The organism is Prosthecomicrobium sp. N25, from assembly GCF_037203705.1.
Taxonomy (GTDB): Bacteria; Pseudomonadota; Alphaproteobacteria; order Rhizobiales; family Ancalomicrobiaceae; genus Prosthecodimorpha.
In genome coordinates this window covers 19,581-33,077 of sequence record NZ_JBBCAT010000002.1, presented here as the reverse complement: position 1 = coordinate 33,077, position 13,497 = coordinate 19,581, and the positions used below count along the sequence as shown (strand labels likewise).

Here is a 13,497-nt window from a genome sequence, read left to right as displayed (position 1 = left end):
ACCCCCATGCGTCACCTGTCTCCCCTCGAGCGCCGCGCATCCGGGACCGGTCCGCGCCGGCTGGCCGCCCGCCTCGCCCTCCTCGCCGCCGCGGCGGCCGCCCTGCCGCTCGCCGGCTGCGCCACCAAGGTGGAGCCGAGCGTCACCGCCTCGATCCCCCACGACGGCTACCGCTCCCGCCATCCGATCCTGGTCACCGAGCAGGCCGAGACCCTCGACGTGCCGGTCGGCTCCCAGTCGGGCAAGCTCTCCGAGACCATGCTGTCGACCGTCGAGATCTTCGGTGCGACCGCGGTGGAGCGCGGCGCCTCCGGGGTGACCGTCATGGTGCCGAGCGGCTCGGGCAACGAATCGGCCGCCTTCGCGGCCTCCCGCCAGGTCGCCGCCGCCCTGAAGCGCGGCGGCGTGCCCGCCCACGCCATCTCGCACCAGCCCTATTCGGTCGAGGCCTCGGCCGCCGACGCGCCGATCCGTCTCGCCTATCCCCGGGTCGTGGCCGGCGTCCCGCATGCCTGCGGCACCTGGCCCGATCAGATCATCGGGCAGCACGACAATTCGGACTACTACAACTTCGGCTGCGCCTACCAGTCGAACATCGCCGCCATGGCCGCCAACCCGAGCGATCTCGTCACCCCCCAGGGCATGACGCCGCCCGACGCGACCCGGCGCACGACGGTCTTCCGCAAGTATCGCGAAGGCACGCCGACCAAGTCCGAGCAGAACCTGCAGAAGCAGACCATCGCCAACATCGGGAGCTGACCATGAGCGCCGCCCTCGGGCCCGTGCCGTCCGGGCCCGCCCCCGCATCCGCGTCCGCGGCCGAAATCCGGTCCGTGCCGCGGATCGCCATCCAGGCCTTCTGCGAGACCCGCGAGGTCGCCTCGATCGTCGAGGCCGCCGCCGGCGACCGCCGCATGGCCAAGGCCCACACCAAGGTCCAGATGGGCGGCCTCGCCGCCGCGGTCGAGTTCTACGCCTCGGCGCCCACCCCGAACCTGGTGATCGTCGAATCGCAGGAGGAGCGGGCGGGCATCCTGGCCCAGCTCGACCAGCTGTCCGAGGTCTGCGACCCGGGCTCGAAGGTTCTCGTCGTGGGTCACGTCAACGACGTGATCCTCTACCGCGAATTGACCCGCCGCGGCGTCAGCGAATATCTGGTCGCGCCCTTCGAGGTCTTCGATCTCATCCGCGAGATCAGCGAGATCTACGTCAAGCCCGACGCCCCGCCGGTCGGGCGCGCGGTGGCCTTCGTGGGCGCCAAGGGCGGCTGCGGGGCGTCGACCGTCGCCCACAACGTCGCCTGGGCCTGCGCGCGCACCTTCCAGAACGACGTCCTGGTCGCCGATCTCGACCTCGCCTTCGGCACCGCCGGGCTCGACTTCAACCTCGATCCCACCCAGGGCATCGCCGACGCCCTGCTGGCGCCCGAGCGCGTCGACGACGTCTACCTCGATCGCCTGCTCGCCAAGTGCGCCGACCACCTGAGCCTTCTGGCGGCGCCGGCCACGCTCGACCGCACCTTCGACATGGACGAGAAGGCGCTCGATCCGATCCTGGACGCCGCCAAGTCGGGCGTGCCCCTCGTCATGCTCGATATCCCGCACCTCTGGAGCGGGTGGGTGAAGCATGCCCTGCGCTCCGCCGACGAGGTGGTGGTGGTCGCCGCCCCGGATCTCGCCAACCTCAGGAACGCCAAGAACATGGTCGACTTCCTGAAGCAGAGCCGTCCGAACGACGCCCCGCCGCGCCTGGTCCTCAACATGCAGGGCCTGCCCAAGCGCCCGGAGATCAAGCCCGAGGAATTCGCCAAGTCGCTCGAACTGCCCCTCGTGGCCACCATCCCGTTCGACGCGCACCTCTTCGGCACGGCATCGAACAACGGGCAGATGATCGCCGAGACGGATCCGAAGAGCCATGTCGGCGAGATCTTCCGCACCATCGCCCAGGTCGTGACCGGCCGGGCCGAGATCAAGAAGGCCAAGAAGTCGCCGCTCGCTCCGCTCCTCGCCCGCCTGCGCGGCGGGGCGGCCAAGTGAGGACGCGCGGCAGCCGCGACACCAAGAGATCGAGGGTCGACTGATGTTCGGCAAGCGAGGATCCAGCGGAACTTCGGGCGGCGCGACCCCGCCGCCGCCGAAGCCCGTCGCATCGTCCACCAAGGCGCCCGAGCCCCCCGTGACGGCGGCCGCGCCGCCCGACATGCCGATCCCGGTCGGGCGCGCGAGCGCCGAGCCGCGCGGCAAGTCCGAGGAATATTACGACATCAAGTCGTCGATCTTCTCCGCGCTGATCGACACCATCGACCTGTCCCAGCTCGCGCGCCTCGACATCGAGTCGGCGCGCGAGGAGATCCGCGACGTCGTCAACGAGATCATCCAGCTCAAGAACGTCGTGATGTCGATCGCCGAGCAGGAGGAGCTGCTCGAGGACATCGTCAACGACGTCCTGGGCTACGGCCCGCTCGAGCCTCTGCTTGCCCGCGACGACATCGCCGACATCATGGTCAACGGCGCCGACCGGACCTTCATCGAAGTGTCCGGCAAGGTCCAGCTCACTCCGATCCGCTTCCGCGACAACCAGCAGCTGATGAACATCTGCCAGCGGATCGTCAGCCAGGTCGGCCGCCGGGTCGACGAATCGAGCCCGATCTGCGACGCGCGCCTTCCCGACGGCAGCCGCGTCAACGTCATCGCCCCGCCGCTCGCCATCGACGGCCCCGCGCTCACCATCCGCAAGTTCAAGAAGGACAAGCTGACGCTCGACCAGCTCGTCAAGTTCGGCTCGATCTCGCCCGAGGGCGCCACCATCCTGCAGATTGCCGGCCTCAGCCGCTGCAACATCATCGTCTCCGGCGGTACCGGCTCGGGCAAGACGACGCTGCTCAACTGCCTGACGCGCTACATCGAGACGACCGAGCGAATCATCACCTGCGAGGACGCCGCGGAGCTCCAGCTCCAGCAGCCCCACGTGGTGCGCCTGGAGACGCGGCCGCCGAACCTCGAGGGCGAGGGCCAGGTCACCATGCGCGACCTGGTCAGGAACTGCCTGCGCATGCGCCCCGAGCGGATCATCGTCGGCGAGGTGCGCGGACCCGAGGCCTTCGACCTGCTGCAGGCCATGAACACCGGCCACGACGGCTCGATGGGCACGCTCCACGCCAACAGCCCGCGCGAGGCCCTCTCCCGTATCGAATCGATGATCACGATGGGCGGCTTCTCGCTGCCCTCCAAGACCATCCGCGAGATGATCGTGTCCTCCGTCGACGTCATCGTGCAGGCCGCGCGCCTGCGCGACGGCTCCCGCCGGATCACGCACATCACCGAGGTGATGGGCATGGAAGGCGACGTGATCATCACCCAGGACTTGTTCCTCTACGAGATTCTCGGCGAGGACGAGCACGGCAAGATCGTGGGCCGCCACCGCTCGACCGGCATCGGCCGGCCGCGCTTCTGGGACCGCGCCCGCTATTACGGCCAGGAGAAGCGGCTCGCCGAGGCGCTCGACCGGGCCGAGGTCGCCAGCGACGCCGCCTGACCCGCGGCAAGGAGACGGTGAGACCCCATGTTCGGTCCGACCCTGACCATCCTGGCCCTGGCCGTGCTCGCCATGGTGTTTTTCGGCGGCCTCGCCTACGTGCTCCTGTTCTCTCGGGTCGAGTCGGAGAACATGGCCGGCAAGAGGATCGAGGCGGTCCGCGACCGCACGAAGGCCGCCGCCGACCGCCGCACCGCCGTGGACCAGACCGCCCGGCGCAAGGGCATCCAGGACGCCATGAAGGAGCTGGAGGCAAAGCAGAAGGCGCTCGCCGACCGGACCACCTCGCCGCCGCTCTCGCTCCGGCTCACCCAGGCCGGGCTCAAGTGGTCGAAGCGGACCTTCTTCGTCTTCTCGGCCGTCTGCGGTGTCGTCTTCGCCCTTGCCTCGCTCTTCGTAAAGGCTCACGTGCTCGTCGCCGCGGCCGCCTTCTTCGTCGGCCTGTTCGGTTTCCCGCGCTGGTTCATCGCCTTCCGCCGCAAGCGCCGCATCAAGCAGTTCACCGAGGAGCTTCCGAATGCCGTCGACGTCATCGTGCGCGGCATCAAGTCGGGACTGCCCCTCGGCGATTGCCTGCGCATCATCGCCAACGAGGCGCGTGACCCCGTCCGCTCCGAGTTCCGCGCCATCATCGAGACGCAGGCGCTCGGCGTGCCGATCGGCGACGCCTGCCAGAAGCTGTTCGAGCGCGTGCCGGTGCAGGAGGCGAATTTCTTCGGCATCGTGATCCTGATTCAGCAGAAGGCGGGCGGCAACCTCTCCGAGACGTTGGGCAACCTCTCCAAGGTCCTGCGCGAGCGCCGCAAGATGCGCGCCAAGATCGCGGCGGTGTCCATGGAGGCGAAGGCGTCCGCGGCCATCATCGGCTCCCTGCCCGTGATCGTCACCGGCATCGTCTACCTGACGAGCCCCAAATACATATCGATCCTGTTCACGACGACGGTCGGGAACGTCATCCTGGCCGGCAGCCTCATCTACATGTTCATCGGCGTGATGGTCATGCGCAAGATGATCAACTTCGAAATCTGAGCGGGACCGCGAGCCATGCTGAAGCAGATCGCCGAACTGATCGCGACCCCCCAGTTCATGTTCGCCGTCCTGGTGGCGATCGGGGTCTCGGCGACCATCATCACGCTCGCCCTGCCGCTCCTGGAGAAGGACCAGCTCAAGACGCGCATGCGCTCCGTCGCGATCGAGCGCGAGCGGATCCGCATGCGCGAGCGCGCCAGGCTCGCCGCCGAGACCAAGGTCTCGCTGCGCAACGAGCCGAAGGCCTACATGCGCGAGCTCGTCGAGCGCTTCAACCTGAAGAACGCGCTCGCCGACGAACGCACCACCGAAAGGTTGCGCATGGCCGGCCTGCGCGGCCAGGCCCCGATCACCGTCTTCCTGTTCGCCCGCTTCGTCCTGCCGATCGGCATCTTCGTCGCCGCGATCTTCTACTTCTTCGTGCTGGCCAAGATGGAGACGCCGACGGGCATGCGCATCGCCTACTCGGTGGTGCTCGCCGGCATCGGCCTCTACCTGCCCAACATCTGGCTGCAGAACACGATCCAGAAGCGGCAGGTGTCCATCCGCCAGGCCTGGCCCGACGCGCTCGACCTGACGCTCATCTGCGTGGAATCGGGCATGTCGATCGAGGCCGCCTTCCGCAAGGTGGCGGAGGAGATCGGCACCTCCTCGATCCCGCTCGCCGAGGAGATGTCGCTGACCTGCGCCGAGCTCTCCTACCTGCAGGAGCGCCGCAAGGCCTACGAGAACCTCGCCCTGCGCACCGGGCTCGAGCCCGTCAAGGGCGTGGTCACGGCCCTGATCCAGGCGGAGCGCTACGGCACGCCCCTCGGCCAGGCGCTCCGCGTCCTCGCCCAGGAAAGCCGCGACACCCGCATGGCCGAGGCCGAGAAGAAGGCCGCGGCGCTTCCGCCGAAGCTCACCGTGCCGATGATCGTCTTCTTCCTGCCGGTGCTCTTCGTGGTGATCATGGGCCCCGCCATGATCCAGATCCTGAAGCTCAATTGAGCGGCGTGCAGTAGAGCTCCTTCAGGAGCGCGATGACGCGCTCCACCTTCGGATCGGCGATGCGATAGTAGAGAGTGGTGCCTTCGCGCCGGTACGTCACGAGCCGCTCGTCGCGCATCCGCGCGAGATGCTGGGACAGGGCCGACTGGCCGAGCCCGACCGCCTCCGCCATGGCCGTGACGGTCATCTCGCCCTCTCCGATCAGCCGGCAGAGGATCAGGAGCCGGCGGTCGTTGGCGATCAGCTTGAGCAGTCTGGAGGCCTCCTCGGCCTTGTCTTCCAGGAGGCGCAGGTCGTCCGGAGTTGTTGTCAGCATGGCCCCCACCCGGGTCTCGCCGACCGGCGATCGATCGGATTTTGAAGTCCGATCTTCTTATCAGCAAGTGTCCGGGGACGAAAGAGTCTGCCATCCTTGCAAGAGTCTGCAGGAAGACGCAGCCGCTGGTCGGCCCGGGAACCCGGCGGCGGCGAGGCTCCGCCGGTCCGCCGGTCCGCCGCCGTTGCGGGATCAGCTCTTCGGCTTGCCGGAGTCGGCCTGCTTGATGGCCCGCCAGGTGTTCTGCTGGGTCAGCATGGAGCGCAGATAGGCCAGGTTGGCCTCCGCCTGCTCGGGCGAGAGCTCGGCGCGGGCGACCGTCTCGGCCTCGCCGAACTTGCCCTGGACGCCGAGCGCGAGCGCCAGGTTCTGGCGGATGCGGCTGTCAGCCCGGGGGCTCGCGGCCGCCCGGCGCAGCATCTCCTCGGCCTTCTGCGGCTCGTTGGAGAGGAGATAGGAGAGGCCGAAATTGTTGAGGATCGAGGGCTCCTCCGGGGCGATCTTCAGCGCCGTCTCGTAGACGCGCCGGGCCTCGGCAGGGTTGCCGACCTGGTCCAGGATCGCACCCTCCGCCGACAAGAGCCGCCAGTCGGGATTGGTCAGCGGGTTGGCGCCGCGGATCACCTTCAGGGCCGCCTCGAAGTCGCCGTTGGCGGCGAGCGCCTTGCCGTAGGCCGACGCCATCTGCGGGTCCTTGCCGTGCTGGACCATCGCGGTCCTCAGCACCTCGACGGCCTGCTGGGTCTGGCCGTTCTGCCGCAGGGCCTGCGCGTAGCCGAGCACGGTCGCGGTGTCGTCGGGGCTCGACGCGTAGCGCTTCGCCCAGCTGTCCACATTGGCCCGGATCGCGGTCTCGGTCTGCGGCGAGACGCTGCCTGTCGTGTCCGAGTCGGCGGCCCGGCGGGCGCATCCGCCGAGCGCGACGCCGGCGGCGAGGATCAGGGCGAGCGCGAGGGAGGTCTTCGGGGTCGTCCGCGACACGGGGGCAGGTCTCCTGGCGGCACGCCGCGCCGCCCTGCCCCGAAGCAATAGTCCGTTAACCCTAATACATGGTTAATTCCGCGCCCTCCGGCCCGGCCGGCCCCCGCATGCGAATGGTGAGATCCGTTTCCGTCCCGCTCCGTCGTGCTCTAGAGTGCCGCCCGAACCCCGACGATCCCGGAGCGCCGCCTTGTCCGACCGTTTCCTCGCCGCCGCCTCGGCCGGCCCGACCTTGCCGATCCGCCTCGTGTCGACCGCCGAGCTCCCCGCGCTCCTCGACGGCCTCGCCCCCGAGGCGGCCGCCTTCGCCCGCGCGACCGGCTTCGATGCCGCGGCGGGCAGCCACGCGATCCTGCCCGAGCGGTCGGGGGGCATCGCCGCGGTCCTGTTCGGCACGGGCAAGCCCGGCGATCCGACCGATCCGATGATGCCCGGCAAGCTCGCGACCCTGCTTCCCGCCGGCGACTACCGTTTCGAGGGCGACCTGCCCGATCCGTTCCTGGCCGCCCTGTCCTGGGGCCTCTCCGGCTACCGCTACCGGCGCTACCGCACCGCGCCCGAGAAGGCCGTCCGCCTCCAGGTCCCGGCCGGCGTCGACCTCGCCCGCCTCGACCAGCAGGTCGCCGCCATCGCGCTGGTGCGCGACCTGGTCAACACCGCCGCCAACGACCTCGGCCCCGCCGAGCTCGCCGCTGCCGCCCGCGCGCTCGCCGAGGCTGCCGGCGGAACCTGGAGCGAGACGGTCGGGGATGCGCTCCTGGCCGGCAACTTTCCGCTGATCCACGCGGTCGGCAACGGCTCCGACCGCGCCCCGCGCCTCGTCGACATGAGCTTCGGCGACCCGGCCCACCCCAAGGTGACGCTGGTCGGCAAGGGCGTCTGCTTCGACACGGGCGGCCTCGACATCAAGCCGGACGCCGCCATGCTGCTCATGAAGAAGGACATGGGCGGCGCCGCTAACGTGCTCGGCCTCGCCCGCATGATTCTCGACGCCGGGCTTTCCGTCCGCCTGCGCGTGCTGATTCCGGCCGTCGAGAACGCCATCTCGGGCCGCGCCTTCCGGCCGTCGGACGTGTTCAAGAGCCGCAAGGGCCTGACCGTCGAGATCGGCAACACAGACGCGGAGGGCCGCCTCGTCCTCGCCGACGCCCTCGCGCTCGCCGACGAGGAGGCGCCGGACCTCGTCGTCGACATGGCGACCCTGACCGGCGCGGCGCGGGTCGCGCTCGGCCCGGAGATCCCGCCCTTCTTCACCGACGACGAGGCCCTCGCCGCCGACCTCGCCGCCGCGAGCCTGGCGGCCGGCGATCCGATCTGGCGCCTGCCGCTCTGGAAGCCCTACCGGTCGATGCTGGACAGCAAGGTGGCCGACACCAACAACGTCTCGAGCGGCGGCTTCGCGGGCGCCATCACGGCCGCCCTCTTCCTGCAGAAGTTCGTCGAGAAGGCGAAGAGCTGGGTCCACTTCGACATCTACGCCTGGAACCCGGCCGCCAAGCCGGGCCGCTCGGAAGGCGGCGAGGCGCAGGCGATCCGTGCGCTCTTCACCATGCTGGAGAAACGCTACGGCCGGGCCTGAGCGGCCCCCTTGCGGCGCCGGCCGGAGCCGGCCTACTATTCCGGCTCCGAAACGATCGGCCCCGCCCCATGCCCGTCGACCTGCGCCCGTCCCAGGCGCTGAAGCTCTGGCACGACGTCACGCTCGACCTCGTCCGCGACGGCGAGGAGGACCTGAGCGCGCGCCAGCTCGCCATCCTGCTGACCGTCTACCTGGAGAGCCCGCCCCACACGGTGCGCGGGCTCGCCGCCAAGCTGAAGGTGACCAAGCCCGCCGTCACCCGCGCGCTCGACACCATGGGCCGCATGGGCCTGGTCGGCCGCCGTCGCGACGAGCACGACCTGCGCAACGTCCTCGTCCAGCGCACCGTCGAGGGCGCCCTCTGGGTCGAACGCCTCGGCGACGCCGTCGTGGCCCGCGCGAAGGGCCTGCCGCGCTGAGCGGCGCGGACGGCGGCGCCCGCCGTCATGGCGCTTCCGTCAAGCCTCGTCGTCCTGGGCGCCCCGGGGGCGGGTATCCCACTGGTGGACGAACTCCTTGGCGGCGGCCTCGGCGAAGTCCGGGCTGTCCTGCGCGATCGCCAGCGTGGCGGCGCCGAGCGCGGCGGCGAACTTCTTCTTCTTGCCCGTGTCGTTCGTCCACTTCACGATGATGCGGTTGCCGTCGACCTTGATCTTGTCGATCGACTTCTTGAAGTGAAGCGACTTGACGACCGTCTTGAACTTCTCGTCGTCCATGGTCTTCTCCCTTGCGGTCTCGCGTTAGGCTCGTCTTCCGGCACGACTGGCCCGGCCCGAGGACGGCATCCCGGGCGGTCCCGAGCCTTCCGGAACGGTATTTCGTACCAAGATAATGGCAATTGTCGTTATTCCACCGTGATCGCCCGGCCGCGTTGTCGCGCCGCGCTCAGCCCGCCGCCGGCGGCGGGTCATCCCGGTAGTCGACCTTCGTCAGGTAGAGCCCCCAGGGCGGCGCGACCGGGCCGCAGGCCTTGCGGTCGCGGGCCGCGAGGGCCGCCGCGAGGTCGTCGGCCGACCATCGGCCCTGGCCGACCCGTTCGAGGCTGCCGACCATCGAGCGCACCTGATTGTGCAGGAAGGAGCGCGCCGAGGCCCTGACCTCGACCAGGTCCCCGCTGCGCGCGACGTCGAGCCGGTCGAGGGTCTTGACCGGCGACTTCGACTGGCAATGCGCCGCCCGGAACGTTGTGAAGTCGTGGGTGCCGAGGAGCCGCTTGGCGGCCGCGTCCATGGCCTCCACGTCCAGGCGCGTGCGCACGTGCCAGGCGCGTCCGCGCTCCAGGGCGAGCGGGGTCCGCCGGTCGATCAGGCGGTAGAGATAATGGCGGCCGACGGCCGAGAAGCGGGCGTCGAAGTCCTCCCCGACCCGCGCCGCGGCGAGCACCACGACCCGCTCCTCGCGCAGGTGGAAGTTGAGCGCGTCGCGCAGCACGGCGCCCGGCCAGTCCCGCGCCAGGTCGACATGGGCGACCTGGCCCACCGCATGCACGCCGGTGTCGGTCCGCCCGGCTCCCTTGAGCACCGCCTCCTCGCCCGTCATGGCACGCAAGGCCGTCTCCACGGCGCCCTGCACGGACGGCCCGTTCGCCTGCCGCTGCCACCCCACATAGGGGCCGCCGTCATACTCGAGGGTGAGCCGGAAGCGCGGCATGGTCAGCCGAGCGCCGCGAAGGGCGGCGGATACTGCAGGGCGAGGCGGAGCGGCAGCGGCCGGTCCTTCAGGACCAGCCATTGGTTCTCCGGATGCGGATACGGGGTCTCCATGCGGTCGGGCCGCCCGGGCCGGAAGCCGAACCGGCCGTAGTAGGCGGGGTCGCCGAGCACCAGCACGATGTCCTCGTCGGACGCCTCCAGCCGGGCGAGCCCCTCGCGCACCAGCGCCGTCCCGATCCCGCGCCGCTGCCGGTCCGGCCGCACCGCCAGGGGGGCGAGGCAGAGCGCCCGTCGCCGCTCGTTGGGCGCCGCCACCGCGAGCCTTGAGAAGGCGAGGTATCCGGCCGGCCCGGTCTCGTCGCGCGCCGCCAGTTCGAGCGCGACGAAGCCGCCGGCCCGCAGCGCATCGACGAGGTCGGCCTCCGCCGGGCCCCCGAAGGCCGCGGTCAGCAGATCCCGGATCGCCGGCGCCTCGGCCTTCGTCACCCCGTCGATCGTGAGGCCTCCCGCCATGGCGCCCTCAGCCGAGCCGTGTGCCGGGAGGCACCGCCGTGCCGCGCAGGAAATCGCCCGCGCGGAGCGGCCGGCCGCCGGCCCGCTGCAACTCGACGAGCCGGATCGCCCCGGTCCCGCATGCGACCGCCAGCCCGTCGTCCATCACCGTCCCGGGCTCGCCCGGTCCGGCCGGCGCGACCTCAGGTCCGGCGACGAGCGTGGAGCGCAGGATCTTGACCCGCTCCGTCCGGCCGCCGAGCGGCATCTCGCACCAGGCGCCCGGAAAGGGGGACAGGCCGCGGATCCGATCGTGCACGGACGCCGCCGCGAGCGTCCAGTCGATCCGCGCCTCCGCCTTGTCGATCTTGCGGGCATACGTGACCCCCTCCGCCGCCTGCGGCACGCAGCCGAGGCCGCCGCGCGACAGGGCGGCCAGCGCCCGCGCCATCAGGTCGGCCCCGAGCCGGGCGAGGCGGTCGTGCAGGTCGCCCGTTGTCTCGTCCGCCCCGATCGCCGTGCGCTCGGCCATGCAGACCGGCCCCGTGTCGAGGCCTTCCTCCATGCGCATGACCTCGACCCCGGTCTCCCGGTCGCCCGCCATCACGGCCCGGTGGATGGGCGCGGCGCCCCGCCAGCGCGGCAGAAGCGAGGCATGCAGGTTCAGGCATCCCTCCGCGGGGGCTTCCAGGATCGGCCTGGGCAGGAGCAGCCCGTAGGCGACCACCACGGCGACGTCGGCCCCGTGCGCCCGGAAGGCGGCCTGCTCGGCCTCGCCCTTGAGGCTCGCCGGGGTCAGGACCGGGATCCCGAAGGCCTCCGCCTGGCGCTGCACGGGCGACTTCGTCTCCGCGAGGCCCCGCCCGGCCGGCCGCGGCGGCTGCGCGTAGACGGCCACCACCTCGTGCCCCTGCCCGACGATCTCGACGAGCGTCGGCACGGAGAAGTCGGGCGTGCCCATGAAGACGACGCGAAGGCTCATGGCGGCGGGTCCGGCCTGGTCGGGATCGCGGCTCTATAGCGCGACGGGACGAAACGGTCGATGGCGGCGGCGCTCGGCCGCGCAGCGGGATCCGGCGACGGGCGCGCCGTCAGCCGATCCCCAGCTCCTTCATCTTCGCCTGCTTCTGGAACTTCTTGATCACCCGGTCGCGCTTCAGCTTCGACAGGTGGTCGATGAACAGGACCCCGTCCAGGTGGTCGATCTCGTGCTGCAGGCAGGTGGCGAGCAGCCCGTCCGCCTCGAGCTCGCGGGCTTCGCCCTGCCGGTCGAGATACTTGACCCGCACGCGCGCGGGCCGCTCCACGGTCTCGTAGTAGTCCGGGATCGACAGGCAGCCCTCCTCGTAGGTGGAGCGCTCCTCGGAGGACCAGACGATCTCCGGGTTGACGAGGAAGAGCGGGTCCCGCTTCTCCTCCTCCTTCGAGACGTCGACGGTCACCACCCGCTTCATGACCCCGACCTGCACGGCCGCGAGCCCGATGCCCGGCGCGGCGTACATGGTCTCCAGCATGTCGTCGAGCAGCTTCCGGATCGAGCCGTCGACGCTCGAAACGACCTCGGACGGCTGCTTCAGCCGGGCGTCGGGAAGGATGATGATGCCGAGAGTGGACATGGCCCCGAAATAGGCGAGAAGCCGGCCCGGGTCAACGGAATCCGCGGCTCCGGCGGGCGTCCGCGTTAACCCCCGGCGTACCCGAATCGTTCTAGTCTGCGGCCCATGCTGGACGCCCTCTCCGCCCTCCTCGGCCGCCCGCCCTCGACCGGCGAGGCTACCCTCGCCGTCGGTGCCGCCCTGATCGGCCTGTGGCTCGCCACCGCCGCCTTGGCGCGGCGTGCCCGGGCCCGTGCGGCGGCCGACGTCCTCGCCGCCGAGAAGGCCCGCGAGCTCGACCTCCGCCTCGCCGAGGTGGCGAAGCTCCAGGCCGAGATGACCGGCCGCATGCAGACCATGGCGGAGGTCTTCGGCGCCCGCCAGGCCGAGCTCGCCCGCGCCGTGACCGACCGGCTCGACGGCCTGACCCACCGGCTCGGCTCCTCGATGGCCGAGACCTCGCGGGCGACCGGCGAGAGCCTCTCCAAGCTCCACGAGCGCATCGCCGTCATCGACCGTGCCCAGCGCACCATCCAGGACCTCTCCGGCCAGGTGGTCTCGCTCCAGGCGATCCTCGCCGACAAGCAGGCCCGCGGCGCCTTCGGCCAGGGCCGCATGGAGGCGATCGTCGCCGATGCCCTGCCGCCCGCCGCCTACGCGTTCCAGGCGACGCTCTCCACCGGGGTCCGGCCCGACTGCCTGATCCACCTGCCGAACGGCGCCGCGCCCCTCGTGGTCGACGCCAAGTTCCCGCTCGAATCCTGGACGGCCCTGGGCCAGGCCGCCGGGGAGGACGAGGCGAAGCTCGCCGCCCAGCGCTTCCGCCGCGACGTCCTGCGGCACGTGCTCGACATCCGCTCGAAATACCTGATCCCGGGCGAGACCCAGGACACCGCCTTCCTGTTCGTCCCCTCCGAATCGATCTTCGCCGACCTGCACGAGCGCTTCGACGACGTCGTCCAGCGCGCCCAGCGGGCCCGCGTCGTCATCGTCTCGCCGTCCCTGCTGCTGCTGTCGATCCAGGTCGTCCAGGCGGTCCTGCGCGACCACCGCCTGCGCGAACAGGCCCATGTCATCCAGGCCGAGGTCGGCCACCTCCTCGACGACGTCGGCCGGCTCGCCGAGCGCGTGGAGAAGCTGAAGGTGCACCACGCCCAGGCCGGCCAGGACCTCGACCGCATCCTCGTCTCCGCCGGACGCATCGGCCGTCGCGGCGAGCGCATCGTCGGCCTGGACCTGGGCGCCGCGGACGCGCTATCCGGAAACGCCGAGGCCGGTCCGGCCCCGGTGCGCATCGCCGGAGAGTGACGCGCTCGAGAGGCCCGCCGG

At 70.8% G+C, this 13,497-nt stretch carries 15 protein-coding genes; 8 read left to right on the top strand and 7 right to left on the bottom strand.

Going from position 1 to position 13,497, the window contains the following annotated elements; all coding sequences use genetic code 11:
• Nucleotides 1-6: 6 nt before the first annotated feature.
• From WBG79_RS14915 to WBG79_RS14895, 5 genes are read left to right on the top strand one after another with little or no spacing between them, the layout of a single operon-like run.
• Nucleotides 7-759 (top strand): CpaD family pilus assembly protein, encoded by a 753-nt coding sequence (locus WBG79_RS14915; RefSeq protein ID WP_337357985.1) that lies wholly within the window; start codon nt 7-9, stop codon nt 757-759.
• A gap of 2 nt (nt 760-761) precedes the next feature.
• Entirely contained in the window at nt 762-2,036 is a 1,275-nt protein-coding gene (locus WBG79_RS14910) for an AAA family ATPase (protein ID WP_337357984.1), read from the top strand.
• Between the two features lie 43 nt (nt 2,037-2,079).
• Complete coding sequence (locus tag WBG79_RS14905; RefSeq protein ID WP_337357983.1) at nt 2,080-3,534, top strand: CpaF family protein; 1,455 nt, start codon at nt 2,080-2,082, stop codon at nt 3,532-3,534.
• Between the two features lie 27 nt (nt 3,535-3,561).
• The gene (locus WBG79_RS14900; protein ID WP_337357982.1) at nt 3,562-4,563 is read left to right on the top strand and encodes a type II secretion system F family protein; all 1,002 of its coding nucleotides are present in this window, start codon (nt 3,562-3,564) and stop codon (nt 4,561-4,563) included.
• A gap of 15 nt (nt 4,564-4,578) precedes the next feature.
• The gene (locus tag WBG79_RS14895) at nt 4,579-5,553 is read left to right on the top strand and encodes a type II secretion system F family protein (RefSeq protein WP_337357981.1); all 975 of its coding nucleotides are present in this window, start codon (nt 4,579-4,581) and stop codon (nt 5,551-5,553) included.
• Here WBG79_RS14895 and WBG79_RS14890 read toward each other — a convergent pair.
• Both WBG79_RS14890 and WBG79_RS14885 read right to left on the bottom strand, forming a co-directional pair.
• Nucleotides 5,546-5,869, bottom strand: a complete 324-nt coding sequence (locus WBG79_RS14890; RefSeq protein ID WP_337357980.1) for an ArsR/SmtB family transcription factor — start codon at nt 5,867-5,869, stop codon at nt 5,546-5,548. The two genes, WBG79_RS14895 and WBG79_RS14890, sit on opposite strands and share 8 nt — an antisense overlap.
• Before the next feature lie 192 nt (nt 5,870-6,061).
• Nucleotides 6,062-6,850 (bottom strand): tetratricopeptide repeat protein, encoded by a 789-nt coding sequence (locus tag WBG79_RS14885; RefSeq protein ID WP_337357979.1) that lies wholly within the window; start codon nt 6,848-6,850, stop codon nt 6,062-6,064.
• A gap of 190 nt (nt 6,851-7,040) precedes the next feature.
• On the opposite strand from WBG79_RS14885, the gene WBG79_RS14880 reads away from it, so the two are divergent.
• Both WBG79_RS14880 and WBG79_RS14875 read left to right on the top strand, forming a co-directional pair.
• Nucleotides 7,041-8,429, top strand: a complete 1,389-nt coding sequence (locus WBG79_RS14880; RefSeq protein ID WP_443147460.1) for a leucyl aminopeptidase family protein — start codon at nt 7,041-7,043, stop codon at nt 8,427-8,429.
• A 68-nt stretch (nt 8,430-8,497) separates the two neighbouring features.
• Nucleotides 8,498-8,848 carry a MarR family transcriptional regulator gene (locus tag WBG79_RS14875; protein ID WP_337357978.1) on the top strand — a complete coding sequence of 117 codons (351 nt, stop codon included), beginning with the start codon at nt 8,498-8,500 and terminating at the stop codon, nt 8,846-8,848.
• 39 nt (nt 8,849-8,887) lie between these two features.
• Here the strand turns inward: WBG79_RS14875 and WBG79_RS14870 are convergent, their stop codons facing one another.
• From WBG79_RS14870 to def, 5 genes are all read right to left on the bottom strand, one after another.
• Nucleotides 8,888-9,145, bottom strand: coding sequence for a hypothetical protein (locus WBG79_RS14870; protein WP_337357977.1), 258 nt, complete (start codon nt 9,143-9,145; stop codon nt 8,888-8,890).
• 169 nt (nt 9,146-9,314) lie between these two features.
• Nucleotides 9,315-10,079, bottom strand: a complete 765-nt coding sequence (gene truA, locus WBG79_RS14865) for a tRNA pseudouridine(38-40) synthase TruA (RefSeq protein ID WP_337357976.1) — start codon at nt 10,077-10,079, stop codon at nt 9,315-9,317.
• 2 nt (nt 10,080-10,081) lie between these two features.
• Nucleotides 10,082-10,594 (bottom strand): GNAT family N-acetyltransferase, encoded by a 513-nt coding sequence (locus WBG79_RS14860; protein WP_337357975.1) that lies wholly within the window; start codon nt 10,592-10,594, stop codon nt 10,082-10,084.
• Nucleotides 10,595-10,601: 7 nt separating this feature from the next.
• Nucleotides 10,602-11,555 (bottom strand): methionyl-tRNA formyltransferase, encoded by a 954-nt coding sequence (gene fmt / locus WBG79_RS14855; protein ID WP_337357974.1) that lies wholly within the window; start codon nt 11,553-11,555, stop codon nt 10,602-10,604.
• A gap of 109 nt (nt 11,556-11,664) precedes the next feature.
• The gene (gene def, locus WBG79_RS14850) at nt 11,665-12,189 is read right to left on the bottom strand and encodes a peptide deformylase (RefSeq protein WP_337357973.1); all 525 of its coding nucleotides are present in this window, start codon (nt 12,187-12,189) and stop codon (nt 11,665-11,667) included.
• Nucleotides 12,190-12,294: 105 nt separating this feature from the next.
• On the opposite strand from def, the gene WBG79_RS14845 reads away from it, so the two are divergent.
• The gene (locus WBG79_RS14845) at nt 12,295-13,476 is read left to right on the top strand and encodes a DNA recombination protein RmuC (protein WP_337357972.1); all 1,182 of its coding nucleotides are present in this window, start codon (nt 12,295-12,297) and stop codon (nt 13,474-13,476) included.
• Nucleotides 13,477-13,497 lie beyond the last annotated feature (21 nt).